13 protein-coding genes and 5 tRNA genes are annotated in these 14,445 nt (G+C 63.6%); 13 read left to right on the top strand and 5 right to left on the bottom strand.

Annotated features, from left to right (window positions below):
- Positions 1-57 precede the first annotated feature (57 nt).
- The 7 genes from uvrC (at position 58) to AWB76_RS20495 (ending at position 4,130) form a co-directional block, all read left to right on the top strand.
- Positions 58-2,094, top strand: coding sequence for an excinuclease ABC subunit UvrC (gene uvrC / locus AWB76_RS20525; protein WP_061161988.1), 2,037 nt, complete (start codon positions 58-60; stop codon positions 2,092-2,094).
- A 109-nt stretch (positions 2,095-2,203) separates the two neighbouring features.
- Positions 2,204-2,800, top strand: a complete 597-nt coding sequence (gene pgsA, locus AWB76_RS20520) for a CDP-diacylglycerol--glycerol-3-phosphate 3-phosphatidyltransferase (RefSeq protein ID WP_061161987.1) — start codon at positions 2,204-2,206, stop codon at positions 2,798-2,800.
- 156 nt (positions 2,801-2,956) lie between these two features.
- Positions 2,957-3,032 (top strand) — tRNA-Gly (locus AWB76_RS20515).
- An 87-nt stretch (positions 3,033-3,119) separates the two neighbouring features.
- Positions 3,120-3,195, top strand: a tRNA-Gly gene (locus tag AWB76_RS20510).
- Positions 3,196-3,282: 87 nt separating this feature from the next.
- A tRNA-Gly gene (locus tag AWB76_RS20505) sits at positions 3,283-3,358 on the top strand.
- A 78-nt stretch (positions 3,359-3,436) separates the two neighbouring features.
- Positions 3,437-3,510: transfer RNA gene (locus AWB76_RS20500), tRNA-Cys, on the top strand.
- A 125-nt stretch (positions 3,511-3,635) separates the two neighbouring features.
- Complete coding sequence (locus AWB76_RS20495; protein WP_061161986.1) at positions 3,636-4,130, top strand: GNAT family N-acetyltransferase; 495 nt, start codon at positions 3,636-3,638, stop codon at positions 4,128-4,130.
- Here AWB76_RS20495 and AWB76_RS20490 read toward each other — a convergent pair.
- Both AWB76_RS20490 and AWB76_RS20485 read right to left on the bottom strand, forming a co-directional pair.
- Complete coding sequence (locus AWB76_RS20490) at positions 4,125-5,003, bottom strand: cytochrome c oxidase assembly protein (RefSeq protein WP_061161985.1); 879 nt, start codon at positions 5,001-5,003, stop codon at positions 4,125-4,127. The two genes, AWB76_RS20495 and AWB76_RS20490, sit on opposite strands and share 6 nt — an antisense overlap.
- Positions 5,004-5,005: 2 nt before the next feature.
- Complete coding sequence (locus AWB76_RS20485) at positions 5,006-5,620, bottom strand: SCO family protein (RefSeq protein ID WP_061161984.1); 615 nt, start codon at positions 5,618-5,620, stop codon at positions 5,006-5,008.
- 263 nt (positions 5,621-5,883) lie between these two features.
- On the opposite strand from AWB76_RS20485, the gene otsB reads away from it, so the two are divergent.
- Both otsB and otsA read left to right on the top strand, forming a co-directional pair.
- Entirely contained in the window at positions 5,884-6,636 is a 753-nt protein-coding gene (otsB, locus tag AWB76_RS20480) for a trehalose-phosphatase (protein WP_061161983.1), read from the top strand.
- A complete protein-coding gene (gene otsA / locus AWB76_RS20475; protein ID WP_061161982.1) occupies positions 6,633-8,012 on the top strand; it encodes an alpha,alpha-trehalose-phosphate synthase (UDP-forming) in 1,380 nt (459 codons plus the stop codon). Before otsB ends, otsA begins: the two co-directional genes overlap by 4 nt.
- Positions 8,013-8,063: 51 nt before the next feature.
- Here otsA and AWB76_RS20470 read toward each other — a convergent pair whose 3' ends face one another.
- Positions 8,064-9,944: an ABC transporter ATP-binding protein gene (locus AWB76_RS20470; protein WP_244173410.1), complete on the bottom strand. Its 1,881-nt coding sequence runs from the start codon at positions 9,942-9,944 to the stop codon at positions 8,064-8,066.
- A 588-nt stretch (positions 9,945-10,532) separates the two neighbouring features.
- Here AWB76_RS20470 and AWB76_RS41025 point away from each other — a divergent pair.
- From AWB76_RS41025 to AWB76_RS20455, 4 genes are all read left to right on the top strand, one after another.
- Positions 10,533-10,781 (top strand): hypothetical protein, encoded by a 249-nt coding sequence (locus AWB76_RS41025; RefSeq protein WP_157696170.1) that lies wholly within the window; start codon positions 10,533-10,535, stop codon positions 10,779-10,781.
- A gap of 12 nt (positions 10,782-10,793) precedes the next feature.
- The gene (locus AWB76_RS20465) at positions 10,794-11,858 is read left to right on the top strand and encodes a glycosyltransferase family 4 protein (RefSeq protein WP_061161981.1); all 1,065 of its coding nucleotides are present in this window, start codon (positions 10,794-10,796) and stop codon (positions 11,856-11,858) included.
- A 220-nt stretch (positions 11,859-12,078) separates the two neighbouring features.
- A complete protein-coding gene (locus AWB76_RS20460) occupies positions 12,079-12,909 on the top strand; it encodes a hypothetical protein (RefSeq protein ID WP_061161980.1) in 831 nt (276 codons plus the stop codon).
- Between the two features lie 58 nt (positions 12,910-12,967).
- Positions 12,968-13,441 (top strand): DUF2214 family protein, encoded by a 474-nt coding sequence (locus tag AWB76_RS20455; RefSeq protein WP_061161979.1) that lies wholly within the window; start codon positions 12,968-12,970, stop codon positions 13,439-13,441.
- A gap of 102 nt (positions 13,442-13,543) precedes the next feature.
- On the opposite strand, the gene AWB76_RS20450 is transcribed toward AWB76_RS20455, so the two are convergent.
- Together AWB76_RS20450 and dnaQ are read right to left on the bottom strand one after the other, a co-directional pair.
- A tRNA-Val gene (locus AWB76_RS20450) sits at positions 13,544-13,618 on the bottom strand.
- A 70-nt stretch (positions 13,619-13,688) separates the two neighbouring features.
- Entirely contained in the window at positions 13,689-14,426 is a 738-nt protein-coding gene (dnaQ, locus tag AWB76_RS20445; RefSeq protein WP_061161978.1) for a DNA polymerase III subunit epsilon, read from the bottom strand.
- Positions 14,427-14,445 lie beyond the last annotated feature (19 nt).

Genomic DNA, 14,445 nt, shown 5'->3' with positions numbered 1-14,445 from the left:
GATAACGCGCCTGGCGCGGCTCGCAGCCGTGCCGATGCTTCTCCGTCCCCTTGCTGCATGACTGACACCGACGCTCCCCAACCGGATTTCGACCCGAAGACGACGCTTGCGCAATTGCCGCATCTGCCTGGCGTGTACCGCTATTACGACGGCGACGGCAACGTGCTCTACGTCGGCAAGGCGCGCAATCTGAAGAAACGCGTATCGAGCTATTTCACGAAGACGCTGCATTCGCCGCGCATCGCGATGATGGTCACGCGCATCCGCAAGATCGAGACGACCGTCACGCGCTCGGAAGCTGAGGCGCTGCTGCTCGAAAACAATTTGATCAAGGCGCTCGCGCCGCGCTACAACATCCTTTTTCGCGACGACAAGTCGTATCCGTTCCTCAAGCTCACCGGCCACAAGTTTCCGCGCATGGCGTATTACCGCGGCGCCGTCGACAAGAAGAACCAGTACTTCGGCCCGTTTCCGAGCGCGTGGGCGGTGCGCGAGAGCATCCAGATCCTGCAGCGCGTGTTCCAGTTGCGCACCTGCGAGGACTCGGTGTTCAGCAACCGCACGCGGCCGTGTTTGCTGCATCAGATCGGGCGCTGCACCGCGCCGTGCACGGGTCTGATCGACGAGGAGGATTACGCGCGCGACGTGTCGAACGCATCGCGCTTTCTGCTCGGACGTCAGGGTGAAGTGATGAAGGAGCTGGAGCAGAAGATGCACGCGTTTGCCGCGGATCTGAAATTCGAGCAGGCCGCGGCAGTGCGCAATCAGATGAGCTCGCTTGCGACCGTGCTGCATCAGCAGGCGATCGAAGTGGGCGGCGAGAGCGACGTCGACATCCTCGCGGTCGTCGCGCTCGGCGGCAAGGTGTGCGTGAATCTCGCGATGGTGCGCGGCGGCCGGCATCTCGGTGACAAGGCGTATTTCCCGGCGCATGTCGAAAGCGCGATGGCGCTCGGCGATGAAGACGAGCTGCCCGATGACGATGATGCCGCCGATATCGAAGCGCCCACGGAAACCGGCGCCGATCCCGCCGAATCCCGCGAAGGCGCGCTCGAATCCGAAGTGCTGGAAGCCTTCATGGCGCAGCATTACATCGGCAATCGCGTGCCGCCCGTGCTCGTCGTGAGTCATGCGCCGTCGAGCCGCGAGCTCGTCGATCTGCTGATCGAGCAGGCGGGCCACAAGGTCACGCTGCTGCGTCAGCCGCAGGGGCAAAAGCGCGCGTGGCTCTCGATGGCCGAAAACAACGCCAAACTCGCGCTCGCACGTCTGTTGTCGGAGCAAGGCTCGCAACAGGCGCGCACGCGCTCGCTCGCGGATACGCTTTCGATGGAGATGGACGACCTCGCGCAACTGCGCATCGAGTGCTTCGACATCAGCCACACGATGGGCGAGGCGACGCAGGCGTCGTGCGTGGTGTATCACCATCACAAGATGCAGTCGGGCGAATATCGTCGCTACAACATCACCGGCATCACGCCCGGCGACGATTACGCCGCGATGCGCCAGGTGCTCACGCGTCGCTACGAAAAGATGGTCGCGCAGGCGGCCGCCAACGCCAACGACGAGGCCACGACCCTGCAGCCCGACGCCGCCGCCGACCCCAACGTCACGCCCGATGCCGCCGAGCCGGTCGCCGCGGGCGGCACGCTGCCGAACATCGTGCTGATCGACGGCGGCAAGGGACAGGTCGAGATCGCGCGTCAGGTTTTCTCCGAGCTCGGACTGGATCACGGCATGCTGGTGGGTGTCGCGAAGGGGGAAGGGCGCAAGGTGGGCCTCGAAACGCTGGTATTCGCCGACGGCCGCGCGGCGCTCGAACTCGGCAAGGAAAGCGCGGCGCTGATGCTGGTCGCGCAGATCCGCGACGAGGCGCACCGTTTCGCGATCACCGGAATGCGCGCGAAGCGGGCGAAGGCGCGGCAGACGTCGCGGCTGGAAGAGCTGGAAGGCGTCGGCGCGAAACGCCGTCAGCGGCTCTTGTCGCGCTTCGGCGGATTGCGCGGCGTGCAGGCGGCGAGCGTGGAGGACCTGGCGAGCGTCGAAGGTATTTCGCTCGCGCTCGCGCAGCAGATTTATCGGCAGTTGCATTGAGCCGCAGCGCTGGCCGCAAGGCCTGCGGCGCCGTCGAGCCGCCTTGTGACCGCCGGATCGACGCGGCACAATGGCGGCTTCCTTACATGTCCCTCAACCGCTTTCGCCCATGCCGTTCAATCTACCGATCCTCCTGACGTGGCTGCGAATCGTGCTGATTCCGCTCGTCGTGGGCGTGTTCTATTTGCCGGACATGATGATGAGCCCGGAGCATCGCAATCTGCTCGGCATGGTCATCTTCGTGCTCGCCGCACTCACCGACTGGTTCGACGGTTTCCTCGCGCGCAAGCTCGATCAGACGTCGTCGTTCGGCGCGTTCCTCGATCCGGTCGCCGACAAGCTCATGGTCACCGCCGCGCTGCTCGTGCTCGTGCAGTTGTCGCGGCTCAATGCGGTGATCGCGCTCGTGATCGTCGGACGCGAGATCACGATTTCTGCGCTGCGCGAATGGATGGCGCAGATCGGCGCATCGAAGAGCGTCGCGGTGAATCAGCTCGGCAAGTTCAAGACCGTGTGCCAGATGGTCGCGATCCCGATGCTGCTGTTCTACGGGCCGCTGAAGATCGCCGGCACGCAATGGGTCGTCGACACGCGCGTGTGGGGCCTGTGGCTCATCTATGTCGCCGCCGTGCTCACCGTCTGGTCGATGCTCTACTACATGAAGCTCGCATGGCCGCAGATCCGCGAGCGCGGCGGCATGCTCTGAGGCTCGCAAAGCAGCTTGTCACGAAAAGTTGCGTCGAAGCGAAAAATTCCTCGCACAAAACAGTTGACAGCCTTCTTTAGCTTCTACATAATCTCGTTTCTCTGATGCACGACGCGACGCAACAAGCGAAGCAAGAGCAAAAGAAAGCAGTAAAACGCGGGAGTAGCTCAGTTGGTAGAGCGCAACCTTGCCAAGGTTGAGGTCGCGAGTTCGAGACTCGTCTCCCGCTCCAGATTTTGAAGGTTCTGGTGTTTTCGGCGCTGAATTGGCAAGCGCAACGAAGCATCGGAAACCGGTAGTTGTAGTGCAGCAGGATAATGCGGGAGTAGCTCAGTTGGTAGAGCGCAACCTTGCCAAGGTTGAGGTCGCGAGTTCGAGACTCGTCTCCCGCTCCAGATTTTGAAGGTTCTGGTGTTTTCGGCGCTGAATTGGCAAGCGCAACGAAGCATCGGAAACCGGTAGTTGTAGTGCAGCAGGATAATGCGGGAGTAGCTCAGTTGGTAGAGCGCAACCTTGCCAAGGTTGAGGTCGCGAGTTCGAGACTCGTCTCCCGCTCCAGTCAAAGGGGAAGCAAAGCTTCCCTTTTTGTTTGGTGATTCAGCCGGTAAATGGCCGGTGTACACCAAAACCGCTTGTGGCGCGGTAGCAAAGCGGTTATGCAGCGGCCTGCAAAGCCGTTTAGACCGGTTCGACTCCGGTCCGCGCCTCCACTTGAAAAGCCCTGATCCGTCAGGGCTTTTTTCTTTTCCGGACGACGGTGCTCACCGGTTTCAGCGTCCCGTCGCGTCAAGTCGCAGCACGGCATAATTGCCATACTTCTGCCACACAGACTCCAATGACCGATCCACTCTCCCAACTCGAATGGCGCTGGAAGCGTTTCGACGACCTGACGACCACCGAAGTCTATGACATGCTCGCGGCCCGCAGCGCCGTGTTCGTCGTCGAGCAGAACTGCGTGTATGGCGATATCGACGGGCTCGATATCGATGCGTGGCATCTTCTCGCGTACGGCGAAGGCGAGAAGCGTCCCGCGCTGGCGGGCTATCTGCGCGTGCTGTTGCCGGGCCATCCGGACGAGAGCGAGAAGGACGTGCGCATCGGCCGCGTGCTGACGACCGCGAATTTTCGCGGCCTCAAGCTCGGCAACGCGATGCTCGAACGCGCGCTCGAGTACATCCTGAAGCAATGGCCCGATCAGCCGGTCAGCCTGCACGCGCAGGCGCATCTGCAGCGCTTCTACGGCGCGTTCGGCTTCGTGCCGTCGTCGGGTGTGCATGACGAGGACGGCATTCCGCACGTCTGGATGCGTCGTCCCGGCTTCGAATCATGACGTCCTGGCCTTCGGGCCGGTGACCGGCGCGCCCGCGCCGCGTCGTTCACGTTCCTTCTGCAGCCGCGAGCGCGCTGAGAGCCGCAGCCAGTGGCGCAGCGCGATCAGCGCGCCGATCACGCTCATCATCGAGCCGGGAATCCATAGCAGCAGGCCGCCGACCTGCTGATCGCGCATCGGCGTGATCCACGTGAACGCGCGGCCGCAGATCGAATAGATCGGATACAGCTCGTGCGGCGTGAAGAAAATGTACGCGCCGAGGATGATCTGCGGCGGAATCGCGGCGATCACGACGAGAATCCGTCTGCCGGGCGCGAGCCGCGCGGGCGGAGCGGGGCGCGGATCGAGAATGAGCCACCAGAACAGCAGACCGTCGATGACCATGCTCCAGTTCATCACGCGATAGAGCCGGTAATCGAGCATCGCCTTGAAGTGGATCGGCGAGAGCAGCCAGAAGTAGATCAGCCCGACGAACAGCGTCACCGCGATCACGGGATTGAACACGATATCGAAGAACACGCGCGCGATCCGCGTCTGCGCGGCCGGCCGCAGCCAGCGCCGCCGCCATTCGAACGGAATGCCCGCGCGCAACGCCGGGCCCGGATACGACAACGCGATCAGAAACGGCCCGAGATGATGCAGCACGAGATGCTGCAGGCGATGCATGAAGAATTCGTGCTCGAAAAAGTAATCGAGCCGCGTGTGCAGCGCGATGTACAGCGCGACGAGCCCGAACCAGAACGCAATGCGCCGCGAGATCGACACGCGCGCATGCCGCGCGCCGCGCGCGAACAGAATGCCGGCGACGAGCACCGCGATCACGACCGTCGGCGACGGTTCCCACGGATCGAGCCAATAGAGGAGCGTGCTCATCGTCAGGCGTCCTTCGCGTGGATCACGCGCTTCAGATCGGTCGCGATGGCGTCGATGGAATCGTGATCGGTCGCGAGCAGGCGCGCGTGACCGGCGGCATCGAAGATATAGACGGCGGAACTGTGCGTGACCTCATACGCGCCGCCCGGATCGCGCTTTTCCATCTGATACGCCACGCGATACCGCTGCGCGACGCGCTCGATCGCGCGGTCCGTGCCGGTCAGCCCGACGGCGTGTTTGTCGTCGAAGGCGCGCACGTAGGACCGCAGCAGCGCGGGCGTGTCGCGCGCCGGATCGACCGATATGAACACGATGCGCGTCTTGTCCGCGTCCGGCCCGACCCGCTGCAGCACTTGCATGAGGCGCGCCATCGTTTCGGGGCAGACGTCGGGGCAATGCGTGTAGCCGAAGTAGACGAGCGTCGTCTTGCCCTCGAACGACTGTCCGTCGACGGGCGCGCCGCCATCGTCGACGAGCGAGAAGTCCAGGTCCGGCAAATGGCCCGATACGTCGGTCAGATGCCACGGCTCGGCGGGCTTCGAGCAGGCGGCGAGGGCGCACAGCGAGAGCGCGGCGAGGAGACGCCGCGCGGGGAAATCGAGGAACGAAGCGTGCATCGGGAAGAGCGTTGCAGGATGATTCGATGAGAACATCGTCGCAAAATACACGCCTTTCGCGGTCGGGCCAGCGCATCATGTCGCTATCGGACTATTTTTGAGACGATTTGCCGCATGACTCAAGCGCGCTGAAAGGGCCCGCGGACAAGGCTGTAAGCTAAGAGCTTTCCTAAACGAAAGCTTTCGCGCGGTAAGATGCGCACGCATTGCGTCGTCCGAAAAGGCGCGCGCCACATCACAGGCAAACAACAGGCCACAGATCGATGCAAATTCTTCCCGATTCCCTGTCTCTTGCCGAGACCGCCTTTTTCTTCGATTTCGACGGCACGCTCGTCGAACTCGCCTCGACGCCCGACGGCATCTTCGTGCCGCGCTCGGTGCCGGATATCCTCGCCGCGCTGCGACGCGCGACCAATGGCGCGGTTGCGGTCGTGTCGGGGCGCGGCATCGACAATATCGACTCGTTCCTGCAGATGGCCGATCTGCCCGTCGCGGGCATGCACGGCGCGGAACGGCGCGATTCGAACGGCGACGTGCAGCGCATCGGCTTCAACGACGAGCGGCTGCTGCGCATGGAGCACGCGCTCGAAAAGGTCGTCAACTCGAATCCGGGCATGCTGCTCGAAATCAAGGGCGCGGCGCTCGCGCTGCACTACCGCAATGCGCCCGATCGCGAACCGGCGGCGCGTTCGGCGACGGAAAGGCTCGTCGCCGATTACGCCGATGCGTACGTGCTGCAGCCTGGCAAGATGGTCTACGAAATCAAGCCGAAGGATGTCGACAAGGGCCGCGCGGTGCGCGCGTATATGGGCGAGCCGCCGTTCACGGGCCGCAAGCCGGTGTTCATCGGCGACGACCTCACCGACGAAAAGGGCTTCGCGGTCGTGAACGAGTTCGATGGTCTCTCGATCAAGATCGGCCCGGGCGATACGGTCGCGCGCTCGCGCATCGAATCGGTCGAATTGCTGCTCGACTGGCTGCAGGTGATCGCGGGCACGGCGGGGAAGCACGCGTGAGCCGGCTGATCATCGTTTCGAACCGCGTCGCGCCGATTTCCGAAGGTGGTCCGGCGGCGGGCGGGCTCGCCGTCGGCGTCTACGATGCGCTCAAGGAAACCGGCGGCATGTGGTTCGGCTGGAGCGGCGACGTGCTCACGGCTGCCCCCGACGACATCAAGCTCGAAGAACACGGACCGGTGACCTTCGCGACCATCGGCCTCGTGCGGCGCGATTACGATCAGTACTATCGCGGCTTCTCGAACGCGACGCTCTGGCCCGCGTTTCACTATCGCCCGGATCTGATCGAGTTCGACCGCCACGAATACGACGGCTATTGCCGCGTGAATCGCTGGCTCGCGGCGCAGCTCGCGCCGCTGCTCAAGCCCGACGACGTAATCTGGGTGCACGACTATCACCTGATTCCGTTCGCGCAGGCGTTGCGCGCGCTGGGCGTGAAGAATCGCATCGGCTTCTTTCTGCACATTCCGTTTCCGGCCTCGCAGATCCTGTTGAGCGTGCCGCGTCATCGCGAACTGGTCGAGGCGCTCTGCGCGTTCGATCTGCTCGGATTTCAGACGGAGCCGGATCTGCGCGCGTTCTGCGATTACATCGAAACGGAAGCGGGCGGCACGTTGCGGCGCGACGGAGCGAAGCCGGTCGCGATCAGCGCGTTCGGGCAGACGCTGCGCGCGGCGGCGTATCCGATCGGCGTGTATCCCGATGAAATCGCCGCACTCGCGAAGGACGGCGAAAGCGGGCGCGATGTCGAAATCGTCAAGTCGACGCTGCATCATCGCAAGCTCGTGATGAGCGTCGATCGCCTGGACTATTCGAAGGGGCTCGTCGAGCGTTTTCGCGCGTTCGAGCGGCTGGTCGAGCACGACCCGCAGCAGCGCAACAATGTGTCGTTTCTCCAGATCGCGCCGCCGACGCGCTCCGACGTCGATGCCTATCGCGACATTCGCCTGCAACTCGAAGCGGAATCGGGCCGCATCAACGGCCGATACGCCGAACTCGACTGGACGCCGATCCGCTATATCCATCGTCAGTACGAGCGGCCGGTGCTCGCGGCGCTGTTCCGCGAGGCGCACGTGGGCCTCGTCACGCCGTTGCGCGACGGCATGAATCTGGTCGCGAAGGAATATGTCTCGGCGCAGGATCCGGACGATCCCGGCGTGCTCGTGCTGTCGCAGTTCGCGGGCGCGGCGCGCGAGCTGACGGCGGCGCTCATCGTCAATCCGCTCGATATCGACGGCATGGCCGAAGCGCTCGCCACGGCGCTCAAGATGCCGTTGAACGAGCGAAAAGCGCGCTACGAAGAGATGATGGCGCAATTGCGCGACAACAACGTCTCGGTATGGCGCGACAACTTCCTGCGCGATCTGAAGACGTAAAAAAGGCCGCGTTCCTTTCGGGAAACGCGGCCTTTCGATTTTCGCGGTGCCTTAAGCCGGCTGCTTGTGCGGCGTCGCGACGATCGACGGCACCTTGCCGTGCTGCTTCGCGAGCAATTCGCGATACAGCCCGGGGCGCTCGCGCAATTCCTGCGGCGAGCCGTCGTCGATGACCTTGCCCGCGCTCATCACGATGATGCGGTCGAAGTTCTGCAGCGTCGACAGACGGTGCGCGATCGCGATCACGGTGCGGCCGACCATCAGCCGGTCGAGCGCCTGCTGAATCGCTTCTTCCGATGCGCTGTCGAGCGCCGACGTGGCTTCGTCGAGCAGCAGGATCGGCGCATTCTTGAGGATCGCGCGCGCGATCGCGATGCGCTGCCGCTGGCCGCCCGACAGCTTCACGCCGCGGTCGCCGACGATCGTGTCGAAACCTTCCGGCATCGCCTCGATGAAGTCCGTGCAGCGCGCCTCGCGCGCGGCGGCGAGCACTTCCTCGCGGCTCGCATCCGGACGTCCGTAAGCGATGTTCTCGAACACGGTGCGATGGAACAGCGAAATATCCTGCGGCACGAGCGCGATGGCATGGCGCAGGCTGTCCTGCGTGATCGCGCCGATATCCTGGCCGTCGATCTTGATGCTGCCCTTCTGCGGCTCGTAGAAGCGTTGCAGCAGCGCGAGCACGGTCGACTTGCCCGCGCCCGACTTGCCGATCAGCCCGACGCGCTGGCCCGGCTCGATATGCAGATGGAAGTTGTCGAGAATCGGACGGCGGCGCGGATAGGCAAACGTGACGCTGTCGAAATCGACGCGGCCGCCTTGCGGCACGAGCTCGGTGGCATCCGACCGGTCCGGCATGCCGTGCGGTTCCAGCAGCGTCTGCACGGCTTCGGCGAGACGCGCGACGTGCTGCGTCACATCGACGAGCGCCACGGCCAGATCGCGCGTGCCGTGCAGGATCGTGAAGCCGAGCGAGCTGACGAGCACGATATCGCCCGATGTCGCGCGGCCTTGCGACCACAGCCACAGCGCCCAGCCGAGCAGGCCGGCGGAGAGAATCGCCGTGACGACCGCGTGGAAAAGGCGCAGCTTTTCGAGGTACAGCAGACTTTGCTGGCGCGCGACCATTTCGGCCTTCACGGTCGAGCCGAAGCGCTTCTGCTCGCGGAAGGTCATGCCGAACGCCCGCACGAGCGCCATGTTGCCGATCACGTCGACGAGCTCGCCGTCCACCGACGCCGCCTTCGACGCGAAACTGTGGTGCCGCGCCGAGCCGCGCTTGGCCAGCCGATACAGGATCAGCGCGAGAATCACCGACGCGGACATCAGACCGGCGGCCATCAGCGGATTGACGGAGACGATCATCACGATCGCGCCCAGCACCGCGATACACGGCGGCAGGACGTTCCACGCCATCACGTTTTCGGAGGTGTAGATCGCGTTCGAGGTCGCGGTGATCCGGCTCGCGAGCATGCCGGGCTGCTTCTCGGAGAAGTAAGTGGGCGAGTGGCCGGACAGGTACGAGAAGAGATCCTTGCGCAAGTCGCCGGTGACGATCACGAACACGTGCGCGCCGACCCAGCCGCCGACCCGCCACAGCAGGTTGTCGGCGGCAATCAGCCCGACGAGGATCATGAACGCGCCCCACAGCGGCCCGGGATGCCCGCGGCCCTGTCCGAGGACATCGATCAGATGTTTGATCGCGTACTGCGAGGCGAGGGCGCAGCCGACCGCGGCGAACACGCTGAACAGCACGATGGCGTGCGCGACAGGATGCCGGCGGATGTAGCGCATCAGGAATGCGAGCGGCCGGTGCGCGTAGCTCGAGAGCTTCGCGTTGTGCGCGTTACGCTGGGAAACGGTGAGTTGGTCCAATGGTCTTTTTTGGTCGTAGAGCGGTTGAGCGTATGTTGCGCCTTCGGGCAGTGCCATGCGCGGTGCGAACTGCGGCAACCGCCATGCGATGCGTCGCCCGATCCGGCGCGACTGACGTCAAGCGAGGCGACGCTGCGCCGTCTCCATCACTGGATTGTAGCCAGTAACACGGAGGGACAACGCGTCTTCGGGCTTATGACGCTCGGTGCGTGTGGCCGTCCGAACATCGCCCGGGGCAAAAATGCGGGCCGTGGCCCACGTGTTCACGCCACTGCATGCACGGCTGTCGGCATCGGCGCGCATTGTAAGCACATTGCACGACTTTTTGCGACGACACGCTCACCGGGCACGGCGCGCGCCGTATGCGCCACGTATGCGCCAGCGACAGAGGAGCACGTGTCGCGCCAGACGCCGGACCCGGCGCGGGAAACTGTCCGGAGCGGCGGGTTCGATGGTTCGAAGCGCGTGCCGCACTCCGCGCGTCGTCGAAGCCCGTGCTCAAATGTAGAACAACCTTAATAAACAGGGGTTTGCAAAGTGTATCCCGCGTGTAACAAGGTAAATAAGTTGAAATGACTGCCGCCGCGACTCTGTAAAAAGCTCCATAATCCGCTCCGGGTTTGCCCTTAGGCCATCGACAGGTTTTTGCAAGTTCTCGTCAACCGCCGAAGCATCCGCGCGTTAATTGCTGGCGCGCAGAACTTTTCGAGATATGGAACTTTTTTTGCTTCGCTCGAACGCCTGCGCGACAAACCGGTGATCAGCGACCCCGCTTTTTCACTCGAGCATCAGCCATTGCGCCGCGGCCGCCGCGCCGCGGAAAGCTTCGCCCGAGCCGAGCGATTCGCTCCCCAACGTCAACATGACAGTAGTACTTGCCTGATCTTTCATTAGGAGTTTCACGACATGCGAATCGCTCAAATCGCGCCCCTCCACGAGGCTGTTCCGCCGAAGCTGTACGGCGGCACGGAACGCGTGGTGTCTTATCTGACCGAGGCACTCGTGGATGCCGGACACGATGTCACGCTCTTCGCGAGCGGTGATTCGCAGACGTCCGCCAAGCTCGAAGCGTTCTGGCCGCAGGCGCTGCGCCTCGACCCGACCATCCGCGACACGATGGCGCCGCACATGCTGCTGCTCGAGGAAGTCCGCCGCCGCGCCGACGAATTCGACGTGCTGCATTTCCACATCGACTATTACCCGTTCTCGCTGTTCGCGCGCCAGCCGGTGCCGTTCCTGACGACGATGCACGGCCGTCTCGACCTGCCCGAACTCCAGCCGATCTTCAACACGTTCAACGACGTGCCGGTCATCTCGATTTCGGACAACCAGCGCCAGCCGCTGCCGCAGGCGCACTGGCTGTCGACGGTTTATCACGGTCTGCCGGAAAACCTGCTGAAGCCGATTCCGAACGTGGAGCCGGGCTATCTCGCGTTCCTCGGCCGCATTTCGCCGGAAAAGCGTGTTGATCGCGCTATCCGCATCGCGCAGGCCGCGGGCATGAAGATCAAGATTGCAGCGAAACTCGACAAGGCCGACCGCGCGTACTACGAAGAAGAGATCAAGCCGCTCTTCGCGCTGCCGCACGTCGAGTACATCGGTGAAATCAGCGAAGCCGAGAAGACCGAATTCCTCGGCAACGCCCACGCGCTGCTGTTCCCGATCGACTGGCCGGAGCCCTTCGGCCTGGTGATGATCGAGGCGATGGCCTGCGGCACGCCGGTGATCGCGTTCAACCGCGGCTCGGTGCCGGAAGTGATCGAAAACGGCGTGTCGGGTTTCGTCGTCGAAGACGAACTCTCGGCGATCGCCGCCGTGAAGCGCCTGGATCAACTGTCGCGCGAGAAGGTCCGTGCCGCGTTCGAGCAGCGTTTCTCGTCGAAGGTCATGGCCGCGAATTACGTCAACGTGTATGAAGAGCTGCTGCGCCAGAAGCGCCGCACGGTTCTGCGCGAAGTCAACGCGAGCTAAGCAAGTCTTGCCGCCTCGCGCGGCATCGGCTGCAAAACAACGCCCCGCGTGCCTCAAGGCACGCGGGGCGTTGTCGTAATAGCACACTTGGGTCTGCGTTTCGCGCGGCAGACCGCGCTACGGTCGTGAAACCTCTGACGACATCCGTAATCTCCCTATAATGACCGGGCTTCGCGATGCGCGGAGCGGCATGAACCGTACGTGGACAGGAGTGTTTCCTTTGGCGAGACCCAAGCAAATCAGCGCGAGCCCGGCGCCAGGCGCCGGCACGGTGTTCGCATTGCGCGCGATCGGGCTGGTGCTCGCGGCGCGCTGGGTGTTCTCGATGTCGCAGATGGGCTATCTGTCCTCGCTGCGCGCGATGACTTCGTCGCCGTGGGCGTGCGTGAATCTTGTCCTCATTTTTCTCCTGATCGTGCTGCCGGGCGCAAAGGCGCGCACGGAGCGTCCGCTGCATCCGCTGCCGCAATGGCTGCGGCAGGCGTTGCGCTTCATCGCGCTCATCGCGTTCGGTTTCGCGATGTTTTCCGTCGGCGCGTTCGTCTGGAGTTCGGGATGGCGGCGCTTCACGCAGGCGCTCGCCGAGACCAACGGCTGGCTCGTCGTCGGCCCGGCGCTCTATGCAATCGTCATGTGGATCTGCCGTCCGCGCGCGCTCTGGCGCACGAATGTCGCCGCGCGGCGTTTCGCGATCGGGCGTTATGCGATTTCGCTCGATCCCGTCACGCGTACGGCCGTCGTCTGGGCGGAAAGCCGTAAGCTCGGCCAGTACGACGCGCGTGAATTGTCGGTGAAGTGGCCCGCGCCGGCGCCGGATGTGTCGCCATCCACGACGATGCTCGCACCGGCCACCGAGCCCGCCGGTCCATCGATCCGCGCGAGCGGCGAAGTGCGGCGCGGCCTGTTCGCGCGCCGGCCGAAAGTCGAGTTGTTGTGGGATTCGCCGGCCGCCGCCGGACACAATCGCACCACCGTGTTTCGCGCGCCGCTCGCAAGCGAAGGCGATCGCAACGCGGCGCGGGCGCTCGATGCCACGTTGCGTCAGGTCTGATCCGGATTGAGTCGTTCTCAGTCGTACACGTCGTTCCTGTCTCTTCAGGGAGGAAAGGATGCTGATACGTTGGTTGCTGGCCGCGCTTCATCTTCTCGCTTTCGGTTTCGCGCTCGGCTCGGTGCTCGCGCGCGCCCGCGCGTTGCGGCGTCTCGATCCGGCCGAGTCCATTCAGGCGAACGAGCTGCGCCTGCGTGACGTGTTCCGCTCGGATTCGGTGTGGGGCATGACCGCGATCGTGCTGATCGTCACGGGCGTGACGCGCGCGTTTGGCGGATTGGAGAAGGGCGGCGCGTACTATCTGCACGAGCCGCTTTTTCATCTGAAGATGACGGCGCTCGTCGTCATTCTGCTGATCGAAGTGTCGCCGATGCTCGCGCTGATTCGCTGGCGCGCCGCACTCGCGCAGGGCGGACCGATCGATCTCACGCGTGCACGGCGTTTCGCCTGGCTAAGCGACCTCGAAGCGGGGCTCGTAATGGTGATGGTGATCGCCGCGAGCGGAATGGCGCGGGGCGTGTGGGCGTCGTAGCGTTCGATTCGCGCGTTTAATACGCTGGAAATGAAAAAGGCCCAAGTCGTGAGACTCGGGCCTTTTAATCTTCGGTGCTTGTCTTTACCAACACCAGAATTCTGGTGGGTAGTACTGGGATCGAACCAGTGACCCCTGCCGTGTGAAGGCAGTGCTCTACCGCTGAGCTAACCACCCGAAGAGAGACGAGATTATGTCAGGCGTTTCGGGTTTCGTAAAGAGCTTCTTAAAGCAAATTCGAAAAAAATTATGCAGCAACCGCATCGCCTTCGGCGGGGGCGGGTTCCGTGCGCCAGACGCTCGTGCCTTTCATCGCCTTGTCGAGATCGCTCAGCACGGCTTCGTGCGCGGCGAGTTCTTCGGCGCTCGCAACGAGCACCGGCAGATCGAGATCGTCGAGCGCGATCCGCGACGTCGACACCGAGCCCGACGCCGGCTGATCGCCCAGCATGTCGATGACGAGGCTTTCCTGACCGCGCGTCATCGCGAGATAAACCTCGGCGAGCAGCTCCGAGTCGAGCAACGCGCCGTGCAGCGTGCGGTGCGCATTGCTGATGCCGAAGCGGTCGCACAGCGCATCGAGCGAATTGCGCTTGCCGGGGAACATCTGCTTGGCTTGCGCGAGCGAGTCGATCACGCCGGCGCAGGTCTCCGCGACTTTCGGCAGCCCGAGTTGCGCGAACTCCATGTCGAGAAAGCCGACGTCGAACGGCGCGTTGTGGATGATCAACTCCGCGTCCGCGATGAAATCGCGCAGTTGCGCGGCGATTTCGGCGAATTTCGGCTTGTCGCTCAGGAATTCGGTGGTGAGGCCGTGGACGGCGAGCGCACCGGGATCGCTGTCGCGTTCCGGGTTCACGTAAAGGTGCAGGTTGTTGCCCGTGAGCCGGCGGTTGATCAGTTCGACACAGCCGATTTCGATGATCCGGTCGCCCGTTCTCGCGTTCAGGCCGGTGGTTTCGGTGTCCAGTATCAGTTGGCGCATAAGTTGGCGTGCATTTCGT

The sequence above is a fragment of the Caballeronia temeraria genome (assembly GCF_001544795.2).
Classification (GTDB): Bacteria; Pseudomonadota; Gammaproteobacteria; order Burkholderiales; family Burkholderiaceae; genus Caballeronia; species Caballeronia temeraria.
Note: the sequence above shows the minus strand (reverse complement) of the source record. Positions and strands in the feature narration are given on the sequence as shown.